General features: G+C 68.3%; 15 protein-coding genes. 10 read left to right on the plus strand and 5 right to left on the minus strand.

The window, feature by feature from the left end; translation table 11 throughout:
• Positions 1-194, minus strand: a 194-nt coding sequence (locus tag ACLEQD_RS05620) for a hypothetical protein (RefSeq protein ID WP_410382318.1), incomplete at its 3' end; no start/stop codon positions are given.
• Between the two features lie 236 nt (positions 195-430).
• Here ACLEQD_RS05620 and ACLEQD_RS05625 point away from each other — a divergent pair.
• From ACLEQD_RS05625 to ACLEQD_RS05650, 6 genes are all read left to right on the plus strand, one after another.
• Complete coding sequence (locus tag ACLEQD_RS05625; RefSeq protein ID WP_120527796.1) at positions 431-883, plus strand: Fur family transcriptional regulator; 453 nt, start codon at positions 431-433, stop codon at positions 881-883.
• Between the two features lie 177 nt (positions 884-1,060).
• Positions 1,061-1,438 (plus strand): response regulator transcription factor, encoded by a 378-nt coding sequence (locus ACLEQD_RS05630; protein ID WP_120603384.1) that lies wholly within the window; start codon positions 1,061-1,063, stop codon positions 1,436-1,438.
• A gap of 123 nt (positions 1,439-1,561) precedes the next feature.
• On the plus strand, positions 1,562-2,053 hold the full coding sequence (locus ACLEQD_RS05635) for a hypothetical protein (RefSeq protein ID WP_410382320.1): 492 nt from the start codon (positions 1,562-1,564) through the stop codon (positions 2,051-2,053).
• Positions 2,054-2,256: 203 nt separating this feature from the next.
• A complete protein-coding gene (locus ACLEQD_RS05640; protein ID WP_410382322.1) occupies positions 2,257-2,535 on the plus strand; it encodes a hypothetical protein in 279 nt (92 codons plus the stop codon).
• Positions 2,508-3,770, plus strand: a complete 1,263-nt coding sequence (locus ACLEQD_RS05645) for a hypothetical protein (RefSeq protein WP_410382324.1) — start codon at positions 2,508-2,510, stop codon at positions 3,768-3,770. Before ACLEQD_RS05640 ends, ACLEQD_RS05645 begins: the two co-directional genes overlap by 28 nt.
• Before the next feature lie 222 nt (positions 3,771-3,992).
• Complete coding sequence (locus ACLEQD_RS05650; RefSeq protein WP_171422055.1) at positions 3,993-4,898, plus strand: metallophosphoesterase; 906 nt, start codon at positions 3,993-3,995, stop codon at positions 4,896-4,898.
• 29 nt (positions 4,899-4,927) lie between these two features.
• Here the strand turns inward: ACLEQD_RS05650 and ACLEQD_RS05655 are convergent, their stop codons facing one another.
• Positions 4,928-5,365 (minus strand): DoxX family protein, encoded by a 438-nt coding sequence (locus tag ACLEQD_RS05655; RefSeq protein ID WP_410382326.1) that lies wholly within the window; start codon positions 5,363-5,365, stop codon positions 4,928-4,930.
• 218 nt (positions 5,366-5,583) lie between these two features.
• On the opposite strand from ACLEQD_RS05655, the gene ACLEQD_RS05660 reads away from it, so the two are divergent.
• Genes ACLEQD_RS05660 through ACLEQD_RS05675 form a run of 4 tightly spaced genes read left to right on the plus strand, consistent with a single transcriptional unit; the run spans position 5,584 to position 9,057 of the window.
• Positions 5,584-6,474, plus strand: a complete 891-nt coding sequence (locus ACLEQD_RS05660; RefSeq protein ID WP_410382328.1) for a transporter — start codon at positions 5,584-5,586, stop codon at positions 6,472-6,474.
• A 29-nt stretch (positions 6,475-6,503) separates the two neighbouring features.
• Entirely contained in the window at positions 6,504-7,214 is a 711-nt protein-coding gene (locus ACLEQD_RS05665) for a hypothetical protein (protein ID WP_410382329.1), read from the plus strand.
• Entirely contained in the window at positions 7,211-8,503 is a 1,293-nt protein-coding gene (locus tag ACLEQD_RS05670; protein ID WP_410382330.1) for an ATP-binding protein, read from the plus strand. The genes ACLEQD_RS05665 and ACLEQD_RS05670 overlap by 4 nt, the downstream gene beginning before the upstream one ends.
• Complete coding sequence (locus tag ACLEQD_RS05675; protein ID WP_410382331.1) at positions 8,500-9,057, plus strand: response regulator transcription factor; 558 nt, start codon at positions 8,500-8,502, stop codon at positions 9,055-9,057. Before ACLEQD_RS05670 ends, ACLEQD_RS05675 begins: the two co-directional genes overlap by 4 nt.
• Positions 9,058-9,618: 561 nt before the next feature.
• Here the strand turns inward: ACLEQD_RS05675 and ACLEQD_RS05680 are convergent.
• The 3 genes from ACLEQD_RS05680 to ACLEQD_RS05690 are packed head-to-tail and all read right to left on the minus strand — an operon-like array spanning position 9,619 to position 13,646.
• Positions 9,619-9,945 (minus strand): hypothetical protein, encoded by a 327-nt coding sequence (locus ACLEQD_RS05680; RefSeq protein WP_410382333.1) that lies wholly within the window; start codon positions 9,943-9,945, stop codon positions 9,619-9,621.
• Between the two features lie 59 nt (positions 9,946-10,004).
• Positions 10,005-10,622: an Imm5 family immunity protein gene (locus ACLEQD_RS05685; protein ID WP_410382334.1), complete on the minus strand. Its 618-nt coding sequence runs from the start codon at positions 10,620-10,622 to the stop codon at positions 10,005-10,007.
• A 12-nt stretch (positions 10,623-10,634) separates the two neighbouring features.
• Positions 10,635-13,646 carry an RHS repeat domain-containing protein gene (locus tag ACLEQD_RS05690; protein WP_410382353.1) on the minus strand — a complete coding sequence of 1,004 codons (3,012 nt, stop codon included), beginning with the start codon at positions 13,644-13,646 and terminating at the stop codon, positions 10,635-10,637.
• Positions 13,647-13,731 lie beyond the last annotated feature (85 nt).

Genomic DNA, 13,731 nt, shown 5'->3' on the forward strand with positions numbered 1-13,731 from the left:
TCCAGGGGCCCGCCGCCACCAGCAGTCCCGCCGGCCGCCAGCACCAGGTGCACCGGCGGGGACTCGCGCAGGGCGCGCACCAGCGGCTCCACCCCCGCCGCCAGCAGCACCCGCCAGCCCTGGCACTGGAACGCCAGGGACAGGAGCTCCCGGCGCGGACCCGGGGCTTCGACGAGCAGCAGGGTGGGCTTCATCAAGGGGGCGGAAAAGCAGCGGAGGCGGTCACGGGCCGACGGGTCGTTCTGGCAGGTGGGACCCCAACGGCCCACCCCAGGGTGTGGAAAGCGCGCAGTCTGGTGACGGGGCCCCCCGAGTCAAGGCAACCGTGCGGAAGTGTTGGAAGTTGGAAGGGCTCCAACCGGCTCCAGGGACACGCCGCCCGCGCGGGCGTGGGGGACGCAAGCGCGGCGGGTGTGTTATTCGACCGCCCATGGGTGCCAAGAAAGTCACGGCGCAGGAGAAGCTGACCGGGTTCCAGGACCGGATTCGCGCCGCGGGGCTGCGCAGCACCGCCCCCCGCGTGGCCGTGCTTCGCAAGCTGGAGACCGCCACCGCCCCCATGAGCCACGCGGACCTGGTGGAGGAGCTGGGCGGCGAGGGCTACGACCGCGTCACCATCTACCGCAACCTCACCGACCTCACCGAGGCCGGCCTCGTCGTGCGCGCCGACCTGGGCGACCACGTCTGGCGCTTCGAGCTCAAGCGCGCCGGCGCCACCGAGCACGCCAACAACCACCCCCACTTCACCTGCACCGACTGCGGCACCGTGGCCTGCCTCCCGGAGGAGTCCGTGCGCCTCACCACCGCCCGGGGCGTCCCCCGCGCCGTGTCGCAGCGCGCCGTGGAGGTGCAGCTGCGCGGCCTCTGCGACCGCTGCGAGTAGCCCCTCCGGCCGGCCAGCCGGGCGCCCGCCCCAGATGTGCTCACTGGTAGGCATGCGCCTACATTGGAGCTTCCGCTCTCCTGTCCCCGGGTACAGATTCGTCCTGGCGAAGGCGGGGACCCGCCGTTCCGGCTCGGGGGACGGCGCGGGCGCTCCAAGGCTCGCAGGGGGAATGGGATGGAAGCCCATCACACGTTGCTGGTCGTCGACGACGACATGGACATCCGGGATGCGCTCCAGGACGCGCTGGAGCTGGAGGGCTACGCCGTGCAGCTGGCGGCGGACGGGCTGGAGGCGCTGGAGCGGCTGCGCTCGTCGGAGCCCCGCCCGCAGCTCATCCTCCTGGACCTGATGATGCCGCGCATGGACGGCGTGGCGTTCCGCGAGGCGCTGCGCCACGAGCGCGCGTGCTCGGACATCCCGGTGGTGGTGGCCAGCGCGGACCTGGACGTGCGCGACACGGTGGATGGGATGGGCGTGGCGGGCTACCTGCGCAAGCCGCTGGACCTGTCCGCGCTGCTGTCCACCGTGAAGCAGCTGTGCCTGCCGGTCTGAGCGCCCGCCTGCCCTACCTGCGGCGGGACGGCGTGGACTCGAGGGGCCGGTTGGCGGCGGAACACGGCCGCCCCACCCTTGAGAGCAGACACGGAACACCCATCAACGAAAGGGAGCGGGACCATGAAGAAGCTCATCGTCACGGCAGTGATGTGCCTGGGAACGGCTGCCTTCGCGCAGGACACCACCGGCACGCCGCGGAACCCGGGCCCGAGCGCGCCCAGCAACCGGCAGCTGGACGGCCCCTCCACGGGCGTGGAGGCCCAGGAGGTGGGCCCCGCCATCAGCGACACCGCGAAGAAGCTGGTGGGCGCGGACCAGGCCGCCAAGGACAAGGCGGACGCCGCGAACAAGACGGGCCTGTGGAAGGAGAAGGACGCCTTCAGCCTGAACGGCACCGTGAAGGCCAAGGACGACGACGACGTGACCCTGGCGCGCATGGGCACGCTGCCGGAGGTGAAGCTGGACGTGCGTGAGCAGACGAAGGTGACCCTGGACGGCAAGTCCGTGAAGGCGAGCGAGCTGCCGGAGGGCGCCAGCGTGCGCGCGAAGTTCCAGCTGGAGGGGGATGACTCCATCGCGCTGGAGCTCAAGGCCACCTCGCCCAAGAAGTAGGCCTCGCGGCTCCCCGCGGTCCTTCGCCGGGCCCGCCCCCCACCCGGGAGGCGGGCCCGGTTTTTTTACTGCCCCTTCAGGGTCGGCTGGCTGCCCTGCATGTGAAAGGGATTGCCCACTCCCGGGGGGCGCTGCACGGACAGCCTGCGCTCCAGGGCGGGTACGCGGCTTGCTTGGGTGGCGCGTACGCGTAGGGAGAACACGTGAATCGACGACTGCTGGGGCTGGGCGTGTGTGTGGGGGCGATGGTGCTGTCGGCGTGGGGGTGCGGTGGGACGGATTCGCCCACGACTCCCGTGGATGACACGGACGACGTGAACCCCAGGCCGGGGATTGACGCGGGGACGGACGCAGGCACCGACGCCGGCGCGGATGCGGGGACGGATGCGGGGACGGACGCCGGCACGACGCGGGCACGGACGCCGGGACGGATGCGGGCACGGACGCGGGCACGGTGGACCCCTGGCCGGCGGATCCGGTGACGAACTACTCGGACCGCTACGGCATCGGCAGGGTGAAGTCCGTCGGCATCGACCTGGGCAAGAACCTCTGGGTGCTGGACGGCGACCGCGTTGGCGTGGTGCGCGCGGACACTCAGAAGCTGGTCTGGATGTCGGGCGCCGCGGGCCAGGCGGCCACGGGCCAGTCCTCCACCGTCATCTGCGGCGGCGCGGCGGGCCGGGCCTACGTGGGCTACAACGCGCCGGACCTCCAGCAGGACCCGGAGTACCCGGGCATCCACACCAACTTCATCGTCACCGCGAAGCCGTGCGAAGTCCCGGTGAACGAGACGACCTGCTTCCCCTTCAGCTCGCGCCGGCTCCAGTACTACAAGCAGGGGGACGTGGACGCGGTGAAGCTGGATGGCAGCGGCCAGGTCGCCTTCGAGACCCACATCAACCAGTCCCGCCGCGCCAACATCGACGCGAACGGCAAGCCCTTCATCCAGACGGGGCCCACCGTGGTGGACGGCGTCAGCCTGGGCATCCGCAACAGCAACGACCACCACTTCGACGAGGACCGCGCCATGCTCAGCTGCGCGTCCGTGCTGCGCGGCCCCAACAAGGGCGACGTCTTCTTCGGCACCAACCACGGCGTCGTGCGCATCCGCGACCTGACGTACAACGCCCACCGGCACCCGGTGTGGTTCGACGCGGACGGCTCCCAGTACGCGGGCTACACCTACGGCCTGGGCATCGCGCCGGACGGCGACGTGCTCATCGCGAACGAGTGGAACTTCGGCACCGTCACGCCCGACACGAAGATGGAGAACTGGGACGACACCACCACGCCGGGCATCAACCAGCAGAAGGTGAAGTCCTCCTACCTGCAGGACCTCAACTCGCAGTCGGCGTTCGACTACTGGCGCGGCTTCCAGCAGACGACGGACGGCAAGTACTACCTGGGCAGCAAGTCCCTGGGCCTGTGGGAGATGACCATCCTCTCCTCCGGCAACTCGTACCAGAAGGGCACCCGCGTGGGCGCGGACGTGGCGGCGCTGGACGCCATCAACGCCCTGGCCTCCACGAATGACGGCTCGCTCTTCATCGGCACCAACACGGGCGGCCTCTACCGGCTGACCCCCGCCAAGACGCTGGAGAAGGTGGCGAACGTGCGCGGCAACAAGGTGCTCCAGCTCGTGTACGACGGCTCCGGCACCTCCGGCATGCTGCTGGTGCTCACCTCCGACGGCCTGACGGTGCTGCGCGGTTACTAGGAATCCCACCCTGGCGCCGGGGCGATGCGCATGTCGCACCCGGCCGTCCCGGGAGCCGAGGGGCCCCTGGAAGGGCGCGGAAATGTTCTGGAAGAAGGCCCGGTTCTGCTTCCGCCCTCTTGCCTTCGTGCAAGGGGGCAGGCGGGCCGGGCCCCCGGGCTTCACGGCCCTCCGGACCGTTCTCTACAATCGCCCCTCGCCCCGCCGGAGGAATCCGAACGCATGCGCCTGAGACTCGCCCGCCGCCACGCCGCTGGTGCCGCCGCCTCCCTCGCCGAAGCCGAGCCGGTGGAGCCGCACGGCCGCAACGAGCTCCAGGCACGAGGCCCCGACCCCTTCCGGCCGGACCGGCGCCTGCGCTGGCGGGACCACTTCGTGCTCACCGAGCACCTGCTCCAGCTGGACGGCATCCACCCGGAGCATGACGGCCTGCGAATCGCGCAGCTGTCGGACGTGCACGTGGGCCAGGCGACCAGCGACGTGCGCATCCGCCGCGCGGTGGCCGCGGTGAACGAGGCGGCGCCGGACCTGGTGTTCCTCACGGGCGACTACGTCACGCACAGCCCCAAGCCGCTGCCGCGCGTGCGCCAGCTGCTCCAGGGGCTCAACGGCCCCGTCTTCGTGGTGCTGGGCAACCACGACCACTGGGTGGACGCGCCCTACCTGCGCGCCAGCTTCGAGGCCCTGGGCTACACGGTGCTCCAGAACGAGCACCGCGTGGTGCACGTGAAGGGCGCGCCGGTGACGGTGCTGGGCATCGACGACGGGCTCACCGGCATGGAGGACGTGGAGGCCACCTTCCGGGGCGCGCCCGCGTCCGGCACGCGGCTGGTGCTGGCCCACACGCCGCCCACCGCGGAGAAGCTGCCCGCGCACGCGGGGCTGGTGCAGTTCTCCGGGCACACGCACGGCGGGCAGTTCATCGTCCGGGGCCTCACGGAGGCCCTCTTCCGCCGCGCGGGTCAGCCGTACATCCGCGGCCACTACCGGGTGAACGGCAACCACCTCTACGTGAACCAGGGGCTGGGCTTCGGCTTCGGCGGGCCGTACCTGCGCCGGGGCAGCACGCCGGAGGTCGCCTTCTTCACCCTGCGCAACACCCAGGCCGCCCACGTCGGGGCGACCTGATCCACGGACAGGACGGCGCGCCCGCTCTTTCAGCGCAGGGGCGCGCCCAGCTTCATCCCGCCCAGGCCCGCCTCGCGCTTCTTGCGCGACAGGCTGAAGGGGCCGGGCCCGAAGTAGACGATGAGCAGGGCGCCCCCCGCCATGGAGAGGTTCTTCATGAAGTGGATGAGGTTGTTCTGCGCCTGCACCGGGTCATCCATCTTCCAGAAGTGATGGACCATGAAGGCGGACGCCACCAGGAACACCGCGAGCATGGCCGCGCCCAGGCGGGCGAAGGTGCCCAGGAGGACGCACAGGCCGCCCACCACCAGCACCCCGCCGGAGACCAGCACCGCCAGCCGGGGGTCGGGCACACCCGACGCCTGGGCGTAGGCCGTGAGGGCCTGGAGCTGGATGAAGTGATTGAGCCCGCTGGTGATGAAGATGACCGAGAACAACAGCCGTCCCAGCGGTGCGAGCAGCCCCATGAATGACCTCCATGCCTCCGGCGTGTCCCCCCTCAACGCGGACGGGTCGGTGTCATTCTCCAGATAGGCACGGGAGGGCGGGCGGACAGCCGGCCCCCGCTCCCCCGCCCGCTCTCCAACCTGTAGGACAGTCGGACCGTTCCCGCCGTGACGCACCGGCGGCCTGCGACAACACGCCACAGTGCGCCAGGACGGGGGGACGTTAGGGTGCCCACGCCTTGAGAACCCCCGCCCTGGCCCTCCTGAGCGCCGCGCTCCTCCTCTTGCCCGCATCCACCGCCTGGGCGTGCGCGAGCTGTGCGTGCGGGGACCCCACCCTCACGTCCATGGGCGGCGAGCAGCCCTTCGAAGGGCGCCTGCGGCTGTCCACGATGCTGCGCGCGTGGGGCCACACGGAGGGGCTGACGGGGGTGGACGCGCAGCGGCTGCGCGAGCTGCGCATGGACGTGGCGGTGGCGTACGCGCCCCGGCCGTGGCTGGTGCTGGCGGTGAACCTGCCGCTCCAGGCCCGCGAGGTCCAGGACGTGAGCCTGGGAATGGAGCGCGGCTGGGGGCTGGGCGACCTCGACGTGAGCGCGAAGGCGTTCGTGTGGAAGGACAAGGAGTTCTCGCCGGACCAACTGGTCAGCGTGGTGGGCGGGGTGAAGCTGCCCACGGGCCCCAGGCTGCACGCGAGGGACGGCACGACGCTGGGCATCGACGCGCAGCCCGGCAGCGGCTCGGTGGATCCGATGGCGGGCCTGGCGTGGCAGGGCTTCCGGGGCAAGTGGTCGTTCCTCGCGAGCGCCCTGGGCTTCCTGCCCTCGCGCGGCCGTGACGACTACCGGCTGGGCGCGTCGTTGCGCACGCAGGTGGCGGCGCAGTACCAGCCGTCGCCCACGTGGGCGGTGCGCCTGGGCGTGGACAGCCGCGCGGAGCGGGCGCCGGACACGAACGGCACGCCGGAGGAGGCCGGAGGGGGCTTCATCGCGTACGCGTCGCCGGACGTCCTCTTCAGCCCGGGCATGGACGTGGTGGTGCAGGCCGGGGTGCGCATCCCCTTCGTCAACCAGCTGCGCCGGGTGTCGTCCACGCCCATCGCGGTGCTCTCGCTCGCCTACGACCTGTGATGATCCGCGCCTCGCGTCTGGGATGGCTGGTGCTTGCGTGTGGCCTCGGTGCCTGCGGTGAGCGCGTGGACGGCATGCGCGTGACGCTGGGCCTGGAGCACCGGGCCGCGCACGGCGTGCAGGCGGCGGGAGGCGAGCGCTCCTTCACGCGAGCGGATGGACAGACGCTCACGCTGACGCGCGGCTACGTGGCGCTGGGCGGCGTGGAGTTGAAGCCGTGCGAGGAGGCGCTGGGGTGGAGGCTGCTCGAGGCGCTGTCTCCCGTGGGCACGGCGCACGCGCACTCGGTGGGGTCGCCGTTGAGGCTGGGCACGCCGCACGTGAGCGGGCTGGAGCGGCCGGACGGGACCGTGCTGACGCTGGGCACGCTGCGGCCGCCGCCGGGGCGCTACTGCCGGGCGCGGCTCACCTTCGAGCCCGCGGACGCGGACGCGGAAGGGCTGCCGGGAGCGGACAGCGGCGTGGACATGCGGGAGCACACGCTGTGGCTGGAGGGGACGCGGGTGCCGGCGGGAGGCGGTGAGCCGCGGCCGTTCAAGCTGGTGTCCTCCAACATCGCCACGGTGGACGTGGTGTTGGACGGGCTGACGCTGTCCGAGGACGAGCCAACGGCCGAGCGCACCTTCGCGCTCGCCTGGGACACGTGGCTGGCGACGGTGGACCTGGAGTCCAGGGACGCGGCGGCGTCCGCGCTGGACACGGTGGCCCGCTCCGTGGCGATGTCCTCCGCCACGCCATGACGCCCTCGCCGCCCTCCGAACCGTCGCTCCGAGCCCGCATCAACCTGGTGTGGCTGCTGAGGCTGCGCTGGGGCGTGCTGGTGGGGCAGGCGGTGCTGGTGGCGGTGGCCGCGTGGGGGCTCAAGCTGGCGTTGCCGGTGCCCGCGTTGGTGGCGCTGCTGGGCGTGGAGGCGGTGACGAACGCGGCGGTGCGAGCGGGGCTCACGAGGGCCAGGCCGGTGGCGGAGGCGGCCATCTTCGGGCTGATGCTCTGGGACACGCTGGTGCTCACGGGGCTGCTGGCGTTGAGTGGCGGGACGCACAACCCCTTCACGGCGCTGTACCTGGTGAACGTGGCGCTGGGCACGGTGCTGCTGCCGCCGCGCCGCACGTGGGCGATGCTGGGCTTCACGCTGGTGGCGTTCGGTTCGCTGTTCGTGTTGCAGGACGTGACGCTGCCGGGCCTGGAAAGGCCGGACCACGCGGAGCTGATGCGGCTGCACCTGAGCGGCATGTGGGTGGCGTTCGCGGTGGCGGCGGGCTTCATCGTGTATTTCATCCAGCGGGTGACCCGGGCGCTGGCCAGGCGTGAGCAGGAATTGGAGCAAGCCAGGGCAAGGCAGGAGAAGGTGGCCTCGCTGGCGACGCTGGCGGCGGGAGCGGCGCATGAGCTGTCCACGCCGCTGTCCACCATCGCGGTGGTGGCGAAGGAGCTGGAGCGGGCGCTGGCGGCATCCCAGACGTCCGACTCCGTGCGAGAGGATTTGAAGCTCATCCGCCAGCAGGTGGACCGTTGCAGGGACGTGCTGGTGCAGATGTCCGCGGACGCGGGCCAGACGACGGGAGAACCCTTCCAGCCCATCCCGCTGGAGAGGCTGGTGGAGGAGACGCTGTCGGAGCTGTCGGGCCGCGAGCGGGTGCGGGTGGAAGTGCCGGAAGCGCTGAAGAAGCAAGAGGTCCACGGACCGCCGCGAGCATTGGCGCGAGTGCTGAGGGGCCTGGTGAAGAACGCGCTCCAGGCAACGCCCGTGGGTAGCGGTGTGGAGCTGCGAGTGGTGGCCGAAGGCAAGGGAGCAAGGCTGGAGGTCAGCGACGAAGGCCAGGGCATGCCGGAGGCGGTGCTGGCCCGAGCGGGAGAGCCGTTCTTCACCACAAAGGCGCCGGGTGAGGGCATGGGGCTGGGGCTGTTCCTCGCGCGTTCGCTGGCGGAGCAACTTGGCGGGTCGCTGGAGCTGCGCTCTAAGGCAGGAGAAGGCACGACGGCGAGGCTGAGCCTGCCGGGCGTGGACGGAAGGGAGGCATCGGCATGAGCACGGCCCCGGTGGATCACCGCCCCAGCCTGCTGTTGGTGGACGACGACACCACGCTGCGAGAGCGACTGGCCCGAGCCTTCCGCGAGCGAGGCTGGGACGTCACGACAGCCGGCAACCACGACGAAGCCATGGCAGCGGCAAGGCGCGAATCACCGGAGTACGCGGTGGTGGACCTGCGCATGCCGGGGCAGAGCGGCCTGGAGCTGGTGCGCGACCTGCTGGCTGTGGACGCGTCCACACGGGTCATCGTGCTGACGGGCTACGGAAGCATCTCCACGACGGTGGATGCCATCCGGCTGGGAGCGGTGAACTACCTGCCGAAGCCAGCGGACGCGGACGACATCCTGGCCGCGTTCGCGAGGGCGGAAGAGGCACCAAACGTAGCGGCGCCAGAAACGCTCCAGGCGCCATCACTGGCCCGGGCGGAGTGGGAACACATCCACCGCGTGCTCGCGGACAGCGCCGGCAACATCTCCGAAGCCGCGCGCAAGCTGGGCATCCACCGAAGGTCGCTCCAGCGGAAGCTCCAGAAGTACCCGCCGTCGCGCTGACACGGAACCCTTCACTTCCGTTGAGTGGCGATGCCCCGAACAGCTGCTCGTATTCAGACTGACCACTGCACTCGAATTTGAGCCAAGCCAGGAAGAGAAGCTTCATCTGCACGAGATATTTTCCCGGCACAAAGGAGAGCGACTGAGCTCGCCCTTGTGCCAGAGCCGGGGCTCGACGAGCCACTCGATGTCACGGAGTCTCAGTGCGGCGGCTTAAGCCAGGACCGTAGGCTCCGGCCTGACCAGACAGTACGCCGCGTGCCCCCCGTGCGCAAACGACTGGTTATTCTGTCCCCCTGGGCTTCCGAAACCCCTTCATCACCATATCACTCACCCCAGACAGATTAAAATGCTCACCAACATGCTTGGCATCCACCGGACAAAAGATGCCTGGATGAGCTCCCAACCTCTTCGCATCCTCCAAAGTAGTCGCAATCTTCAACACTGAGCGACATCTCGGGCAAAGCACCCTACCGCCAGCCCGCGCAATAACTATCGCAGCCTGATAGCCCCCTGCATAAACAATCTCATCCACAGCCATCTCCCTAAAAAACGAGACATTCACCTATCTCCTTCGAGCACGTCCAACTCCACGAGACTCTCCGCACCGTCGCCAGACAAGACCAACTCGGCGGCCATCCCAGCTTCAAGCTCTTGGAAACCACGGCCATAAGCGCGGATCTGCTCGATGCGAATCGAGACAGGCCGTTCGCCCGAGCGGGTGGACGGACCATACCCTTCGGGTGTTCGCACTGGCGTCAGCTTGAACGCGACCGAGAAGACGTCGCCAACGCGGATGTTCCCCTCATGGGTTCTCACACCTGCGCGGACGCCACCCGGCTGGGGAGTGATGATCACCACCCCCACCTCGAAGTTCCTGCTCGTCATGACTGGATCACCATTCTGAGCACGGACACTCCGCTGGTGACTTGCGAAGTACAAGCCAGTCAGCTCGCTACGGACCGATACGCACGGGGTACAGCATCAGACAGCCACCACTCCCAGAATTGACGCCGACGCGCAGGGTCGGACGATGCATCCCAGGAAGGCCCGCCCGCGTACGCAGCCGCTGCGAACATGGACGCATCCATGTCTTCTGCATCGATTTGGTTGTCGCGTAGGCCTTCATCCACCTCCGATTGCGGGAGCACCTCGTCTTCGAGACAGGTGCGCAACGCCTGTGCAGCGGAGAATCCAGCCGCTGCCCCACTCTGGTCATCCACATCTGAGTACGACAATTCGACCATGTGGTCCCAGGCCTGCTGCCAACGGGCCTGGGCTTCGCCCTTGTCGAGCCGACCCACACGCACCTCTTCCGCCAAATCCAGTGCCCTATGTGGCGTGCGGTCCTGTGGGTACTGCAATTCCCACAGCGGAAGCACATGCCGCGCAGCCGCGAGAGCGAGAGCCGCACGCCGCAAACACCCGGGTCCGGAACCCCGCTCACTTCCCATCAGCATCCAAATCTTCTGCCGCAAGCCCAATGAGAGGTCGTGCACGGGGTCGGCCCGCACTGACTCAGCAGCTCGTTGAATCAGCGAGTTCAATATCTCCAGATTAGCCATCTTCAAACTCCGCTATTTCTGACCTATCCATTTCATCACCATCCCCTCGGGTGTGAACACCCAAGTGCCGCTTGGGTCTCGAACAACCTGCTCGGCCTGTCGGTACTTCGCGAGCGCCTCGTAGAAGTCCTGGCAGCTCGTACACATGTCCTTTGAGACACCGAGCGGCTCGTTCGGCCGAACAACACTCATCTGTGGCTCAACGTGACTTGCGCTGTACCGACCCGGCACCCCTTGGTCCAGAAGCCGGTTCGGCCTGAATGTGTAGCCCATCTCGTTGGCGAGCTGAAGAGCCCTGTCCGTCCCCTGTTCGTAACCCGGACGAGGAGTCCATCCGCTCAGGGCCTTTGTCGCATCCGCAGTCGCACCAGCGGTCTTCTTCGCGCCTACCATCTCCGCGACATGCTGGAATCCTGCCTCTGCCTCCGCAAAGACCTGCCTTGGAAGTCCGCCAGAAGGCGCACGAGCCCAGCCCCCGACAGGAAGTTCGGGTGCCACCACAGCCCCACCGTTGGCCGCCTCTTTCAAGCCCTGCTGGATGCTTTCGGCAACAATTCGGTTGATGTCGTTGCCGAAGCCGAACCCCATTTCATTGAAAATGTTTGGCGCCGCAGTCACAACCTCGTCGCCAGCTGAAGCCACATAGCGACCTACGAACTTCGTGCCCGCAGCACTGACCTTCTCAACCGCCTCCTTGACAATGGGAACCCTGGCTAGCAGCGGCGCGGCCTTGCCGAATACGACACCGCCGGCAGCCCCCCACGCCGCACCGTGCCTCTGCTCGGCTGCGAACTCGGACCAGTCCTTAGCCTCACCGTCGAAGGTGATGGCATTGAAACCAGACCCTCCCAGAGCTCCGCTCCCGGCTAGAGCAAGGGTTCCTCCGCTGGCGACGGTCAGGTCGATGGACGCACCAATTTCGGCCCCACCGATGATGTTCTGCCCCCAGAGCGACAGGTACTCAGTGGTGTTACGAGAGCGACCATCAATGAGGTCGCGGCCCATGGTCGTGGCCATCTGACCGGCTCCCCAAAAGAACCCTGCGGCCGCACCGACTGCTGTCGCTGAGTGGCCATCATCATCCCGGTAACCAAGCGGGTTCGCGTGCGCATACGCATACCGGTGCAAACTCGGCGCATCGCTCAACTGCCCTTCGTACGAGTCCCTTGAGATGAACCGCCCCAGCTCACTGTCGTAATACCGGGCCCGCGCATACGTGAGCCCCGTCTCCACGTCGTATTGATGCCCCGTGTAGCCCAGCTTGAACTCGCCAGCACTGGGCGCGGATCCACCACGAGGGTTGCCCCACGCGTCGTACTGACGGGCCGCCGTGACATCTCCGCTCGTGGACAGCGCGTCCGTCACGCTTCCCAGCGCATCCGTTCCCAGGAAGTTCGTCGCAGCAGAGGCCACTTCGCTGACTGCCAGCGGGCCACCGCCATAGTGATAGCGCCGCTTCGACGGATGCGAGACCTGAGTCCCATCCAGTTCCTGCAGGATGAAACCGTCATCGAGCACATAGGCGACGTCTTCAGACGCCGTGTGCCTTTGCGTCCGCTGGAGGTTGTTGTCGTAGTCGTACCGCCCCACCTCCTGCCCATTGTCATAGACGGCGGTAAGAGTATTGCGGATGTCCCAGGCGAAGGTGCGACTGCCGTCCTGTGTCGCCTTCTCCACCAGGTTGCCCACGAGGTCGTAGTTCAGCACCGTAGCCCGCGTGGCGTCTCTCGCGTCCTCGAACCCTGTCAGCCAGTCCACCCGGTTGAAGGTTCCAGTGATATCGCGCGTGAGCGATTTGGATTCCACGCTGAAGTAGGCGCTCGGACCAAGTCCCCTCGCCCATCTAGTAGTCGAAATCCGGCGCTCGCCCGTGCGGTTACCCACGGCATCCAGCCGATACAACCTGGCTTCTGTGTCAGGCCCAGCCACTCCTGTGAGCCGGTTCAAGGCGTCGTAGCCGTACCGGGTCGTCTCACTGACGCCCAGCACCTGCGTCGAGGGGGCCGTGCGCGTCTCCACCTGCGTCAACCGATTTCCGTTGGCGTCATAGGTGTAGACGAACCGGCTGACCACCGACCCACTCACCTGGCACGTATCGCTGACCGTGCCCCGGGCAGTGACCAGTTCCACCAACCGCCCGGCCGCGTCATAGCAGCGCCCCTCCGACAAGCCGTTGGGCCACACCACCCCCTTGAGCAAGGAGTCCGGCCAGTAACGGTACTCCACGACGCCGACCGGAAGTGTCGCCTGGCTCAGGCGCCCCAAGGCATCGTACGCATACCCCGTTACTACTCCGTCCGAGTCCGTCACGCTCGTACGGTGCCCCATGGCGTCGTAGCCGAAGGAGAGCTGCTTTCCGTCCTGCTCCCTCAGCCGCGTCTTCACGCGATCGAGCGCGTCATACGTGTACGTCGTCGCCTCCTCCACCACGCCGCCTGGCGTCTGCTTGAGCAGGGTCGCATGCCCCAGGTTCCCGTTGCCGTCATACGCGAAGCCCTCCGCGTCCACCGACGGCAGCTCTCGCGGTTGCGCATGCTGCGAATAGGTGCGTACCGCCAGCCGATCAAGGAGCCCATACCCAGGCACCGTCACCTGCCCCTTCGGGTCGGTCATGGAGTCCGGATTCCCGTTCGCGTCATACGTGTGGCGCCACGTCAGCGTGCCCACGCTGCCCGACGGCGTCGCGCCTGCTTCGAACAACGGCACCTGGCTCCGCTGGGCCGTCGTCAACCGCGCATGCGAGTCCAGGTGCTGATGCTCGGCCGTGCGCAGGTTGCGCACGTCGTATTCGTAGGTCGTGAGGTTCCCGTTCGCGTCCTGCTTCGCCACCAGGTTGCGGGCCGCGTCGTAGACATAAGATGTCAGCCCCCCGGCGGCATCCGTGACGGACAGCAGCTTGCCCTGCTCGTCGTAGGAGTACCGCGTCACGTACGTGCCCGTGCAGACCTGCGCTTCCACATCGGCCAGCGTCAGCCCGGCAGCCTCCCCGTGTGAAAGCGAAGGAGCGCCGAGCGGCTGCTTCATGCATACGAGGTTGCCTGCGGCGTCATGCGCCCACGTCGTGACCTGCCCGAGCGCATCCTCCTCACGCACGCGCCGCCCCAGGTCG

The organism is Corallococcus sp. 4LFB, assembly GCF_046520365.1.
In the GTDB taxonomy this organism is placed as follows: Bacteria; Myxococcota; Myxococcia; order Myxococcales; family Myxococcaceae; genus Corallococcus; species Corallococcus caeni.

Bases quoted from the DNA above. Each gene is read 5' to 3' on its own strand.
- ACLEQD_RS05680 (WP_410382333.1), bottom strand. From the start codon at position 9,945: ATGACGAGCAGGAACTTCGAGGTGGGGGTGGTGATCATCACTCCCCAG.
- ACLEQD_RS05685 (WP_410382334.1), bottom strand. From the start codon at position 10,622: ATGGCTAATCTGGAGATATTGAACTCGCTGATTCAACGAGCTGCTGAG.
- ACLEQD_RS05635 (WP_410382320.1), top strand. From the start codon at position 1,562: ATGAAGAAGCTCATCGTCACGGCAGTGATGTGCCTGGGAACGGCTGCC.
- ACLEQD_RS05670 (WP_410382330.1), top strand. From the start codon at position 7,211: ATGACGCCCTCGCCGCCCTCCGAACCGTCGCTCCGAGCCCGCATCAAC.
- ACLEQD_RS05675 (WP_410382331.1), top strand. From the start codon at position 8,500: ATGAGCACGGCCCCGGTGGATCACCGCCCCAGCCTGCTGTTGGTGGAC.
- ACLEQD_RS05655 (WP_410382326.1), bottom strand. From the start codon at position 5,365: ATGGGGCTGCTCGCACCGCTGGGACGGCTGTTGTTCTCGGTCATCTTC.
- ACLEQD_RS05625 (WP_120527796.1), top strand. From the start codon at position 431: ATGGGTGCCAAGAAAGTCACGGCGCAGGAGAAGCTGACCGGGTTCCAG.
- ACLEQD_RS05690 (WP_410382353.1), bottom strand. From the start codon at position 13,646: ATGAAGCAGCCGCTCGGCGCTCCTTCGCTTTCACACGGGGAGGCTGCC.
- ACLEQD_RS05650 (WP_171422055.1), top strand. From the start codon at position 3,993: ATGCGCCTGAGACTCGCCCGCCGCCACGCCGCTGGTGCCGCCGCCTCC.
- ACLEQD_RS05630 (WP_120603384.1), top strand. From the start codon at position 1,061: ATGGAAGCCCATCACACGTTGCTGGTCGTCGACGACGACATGGACATC.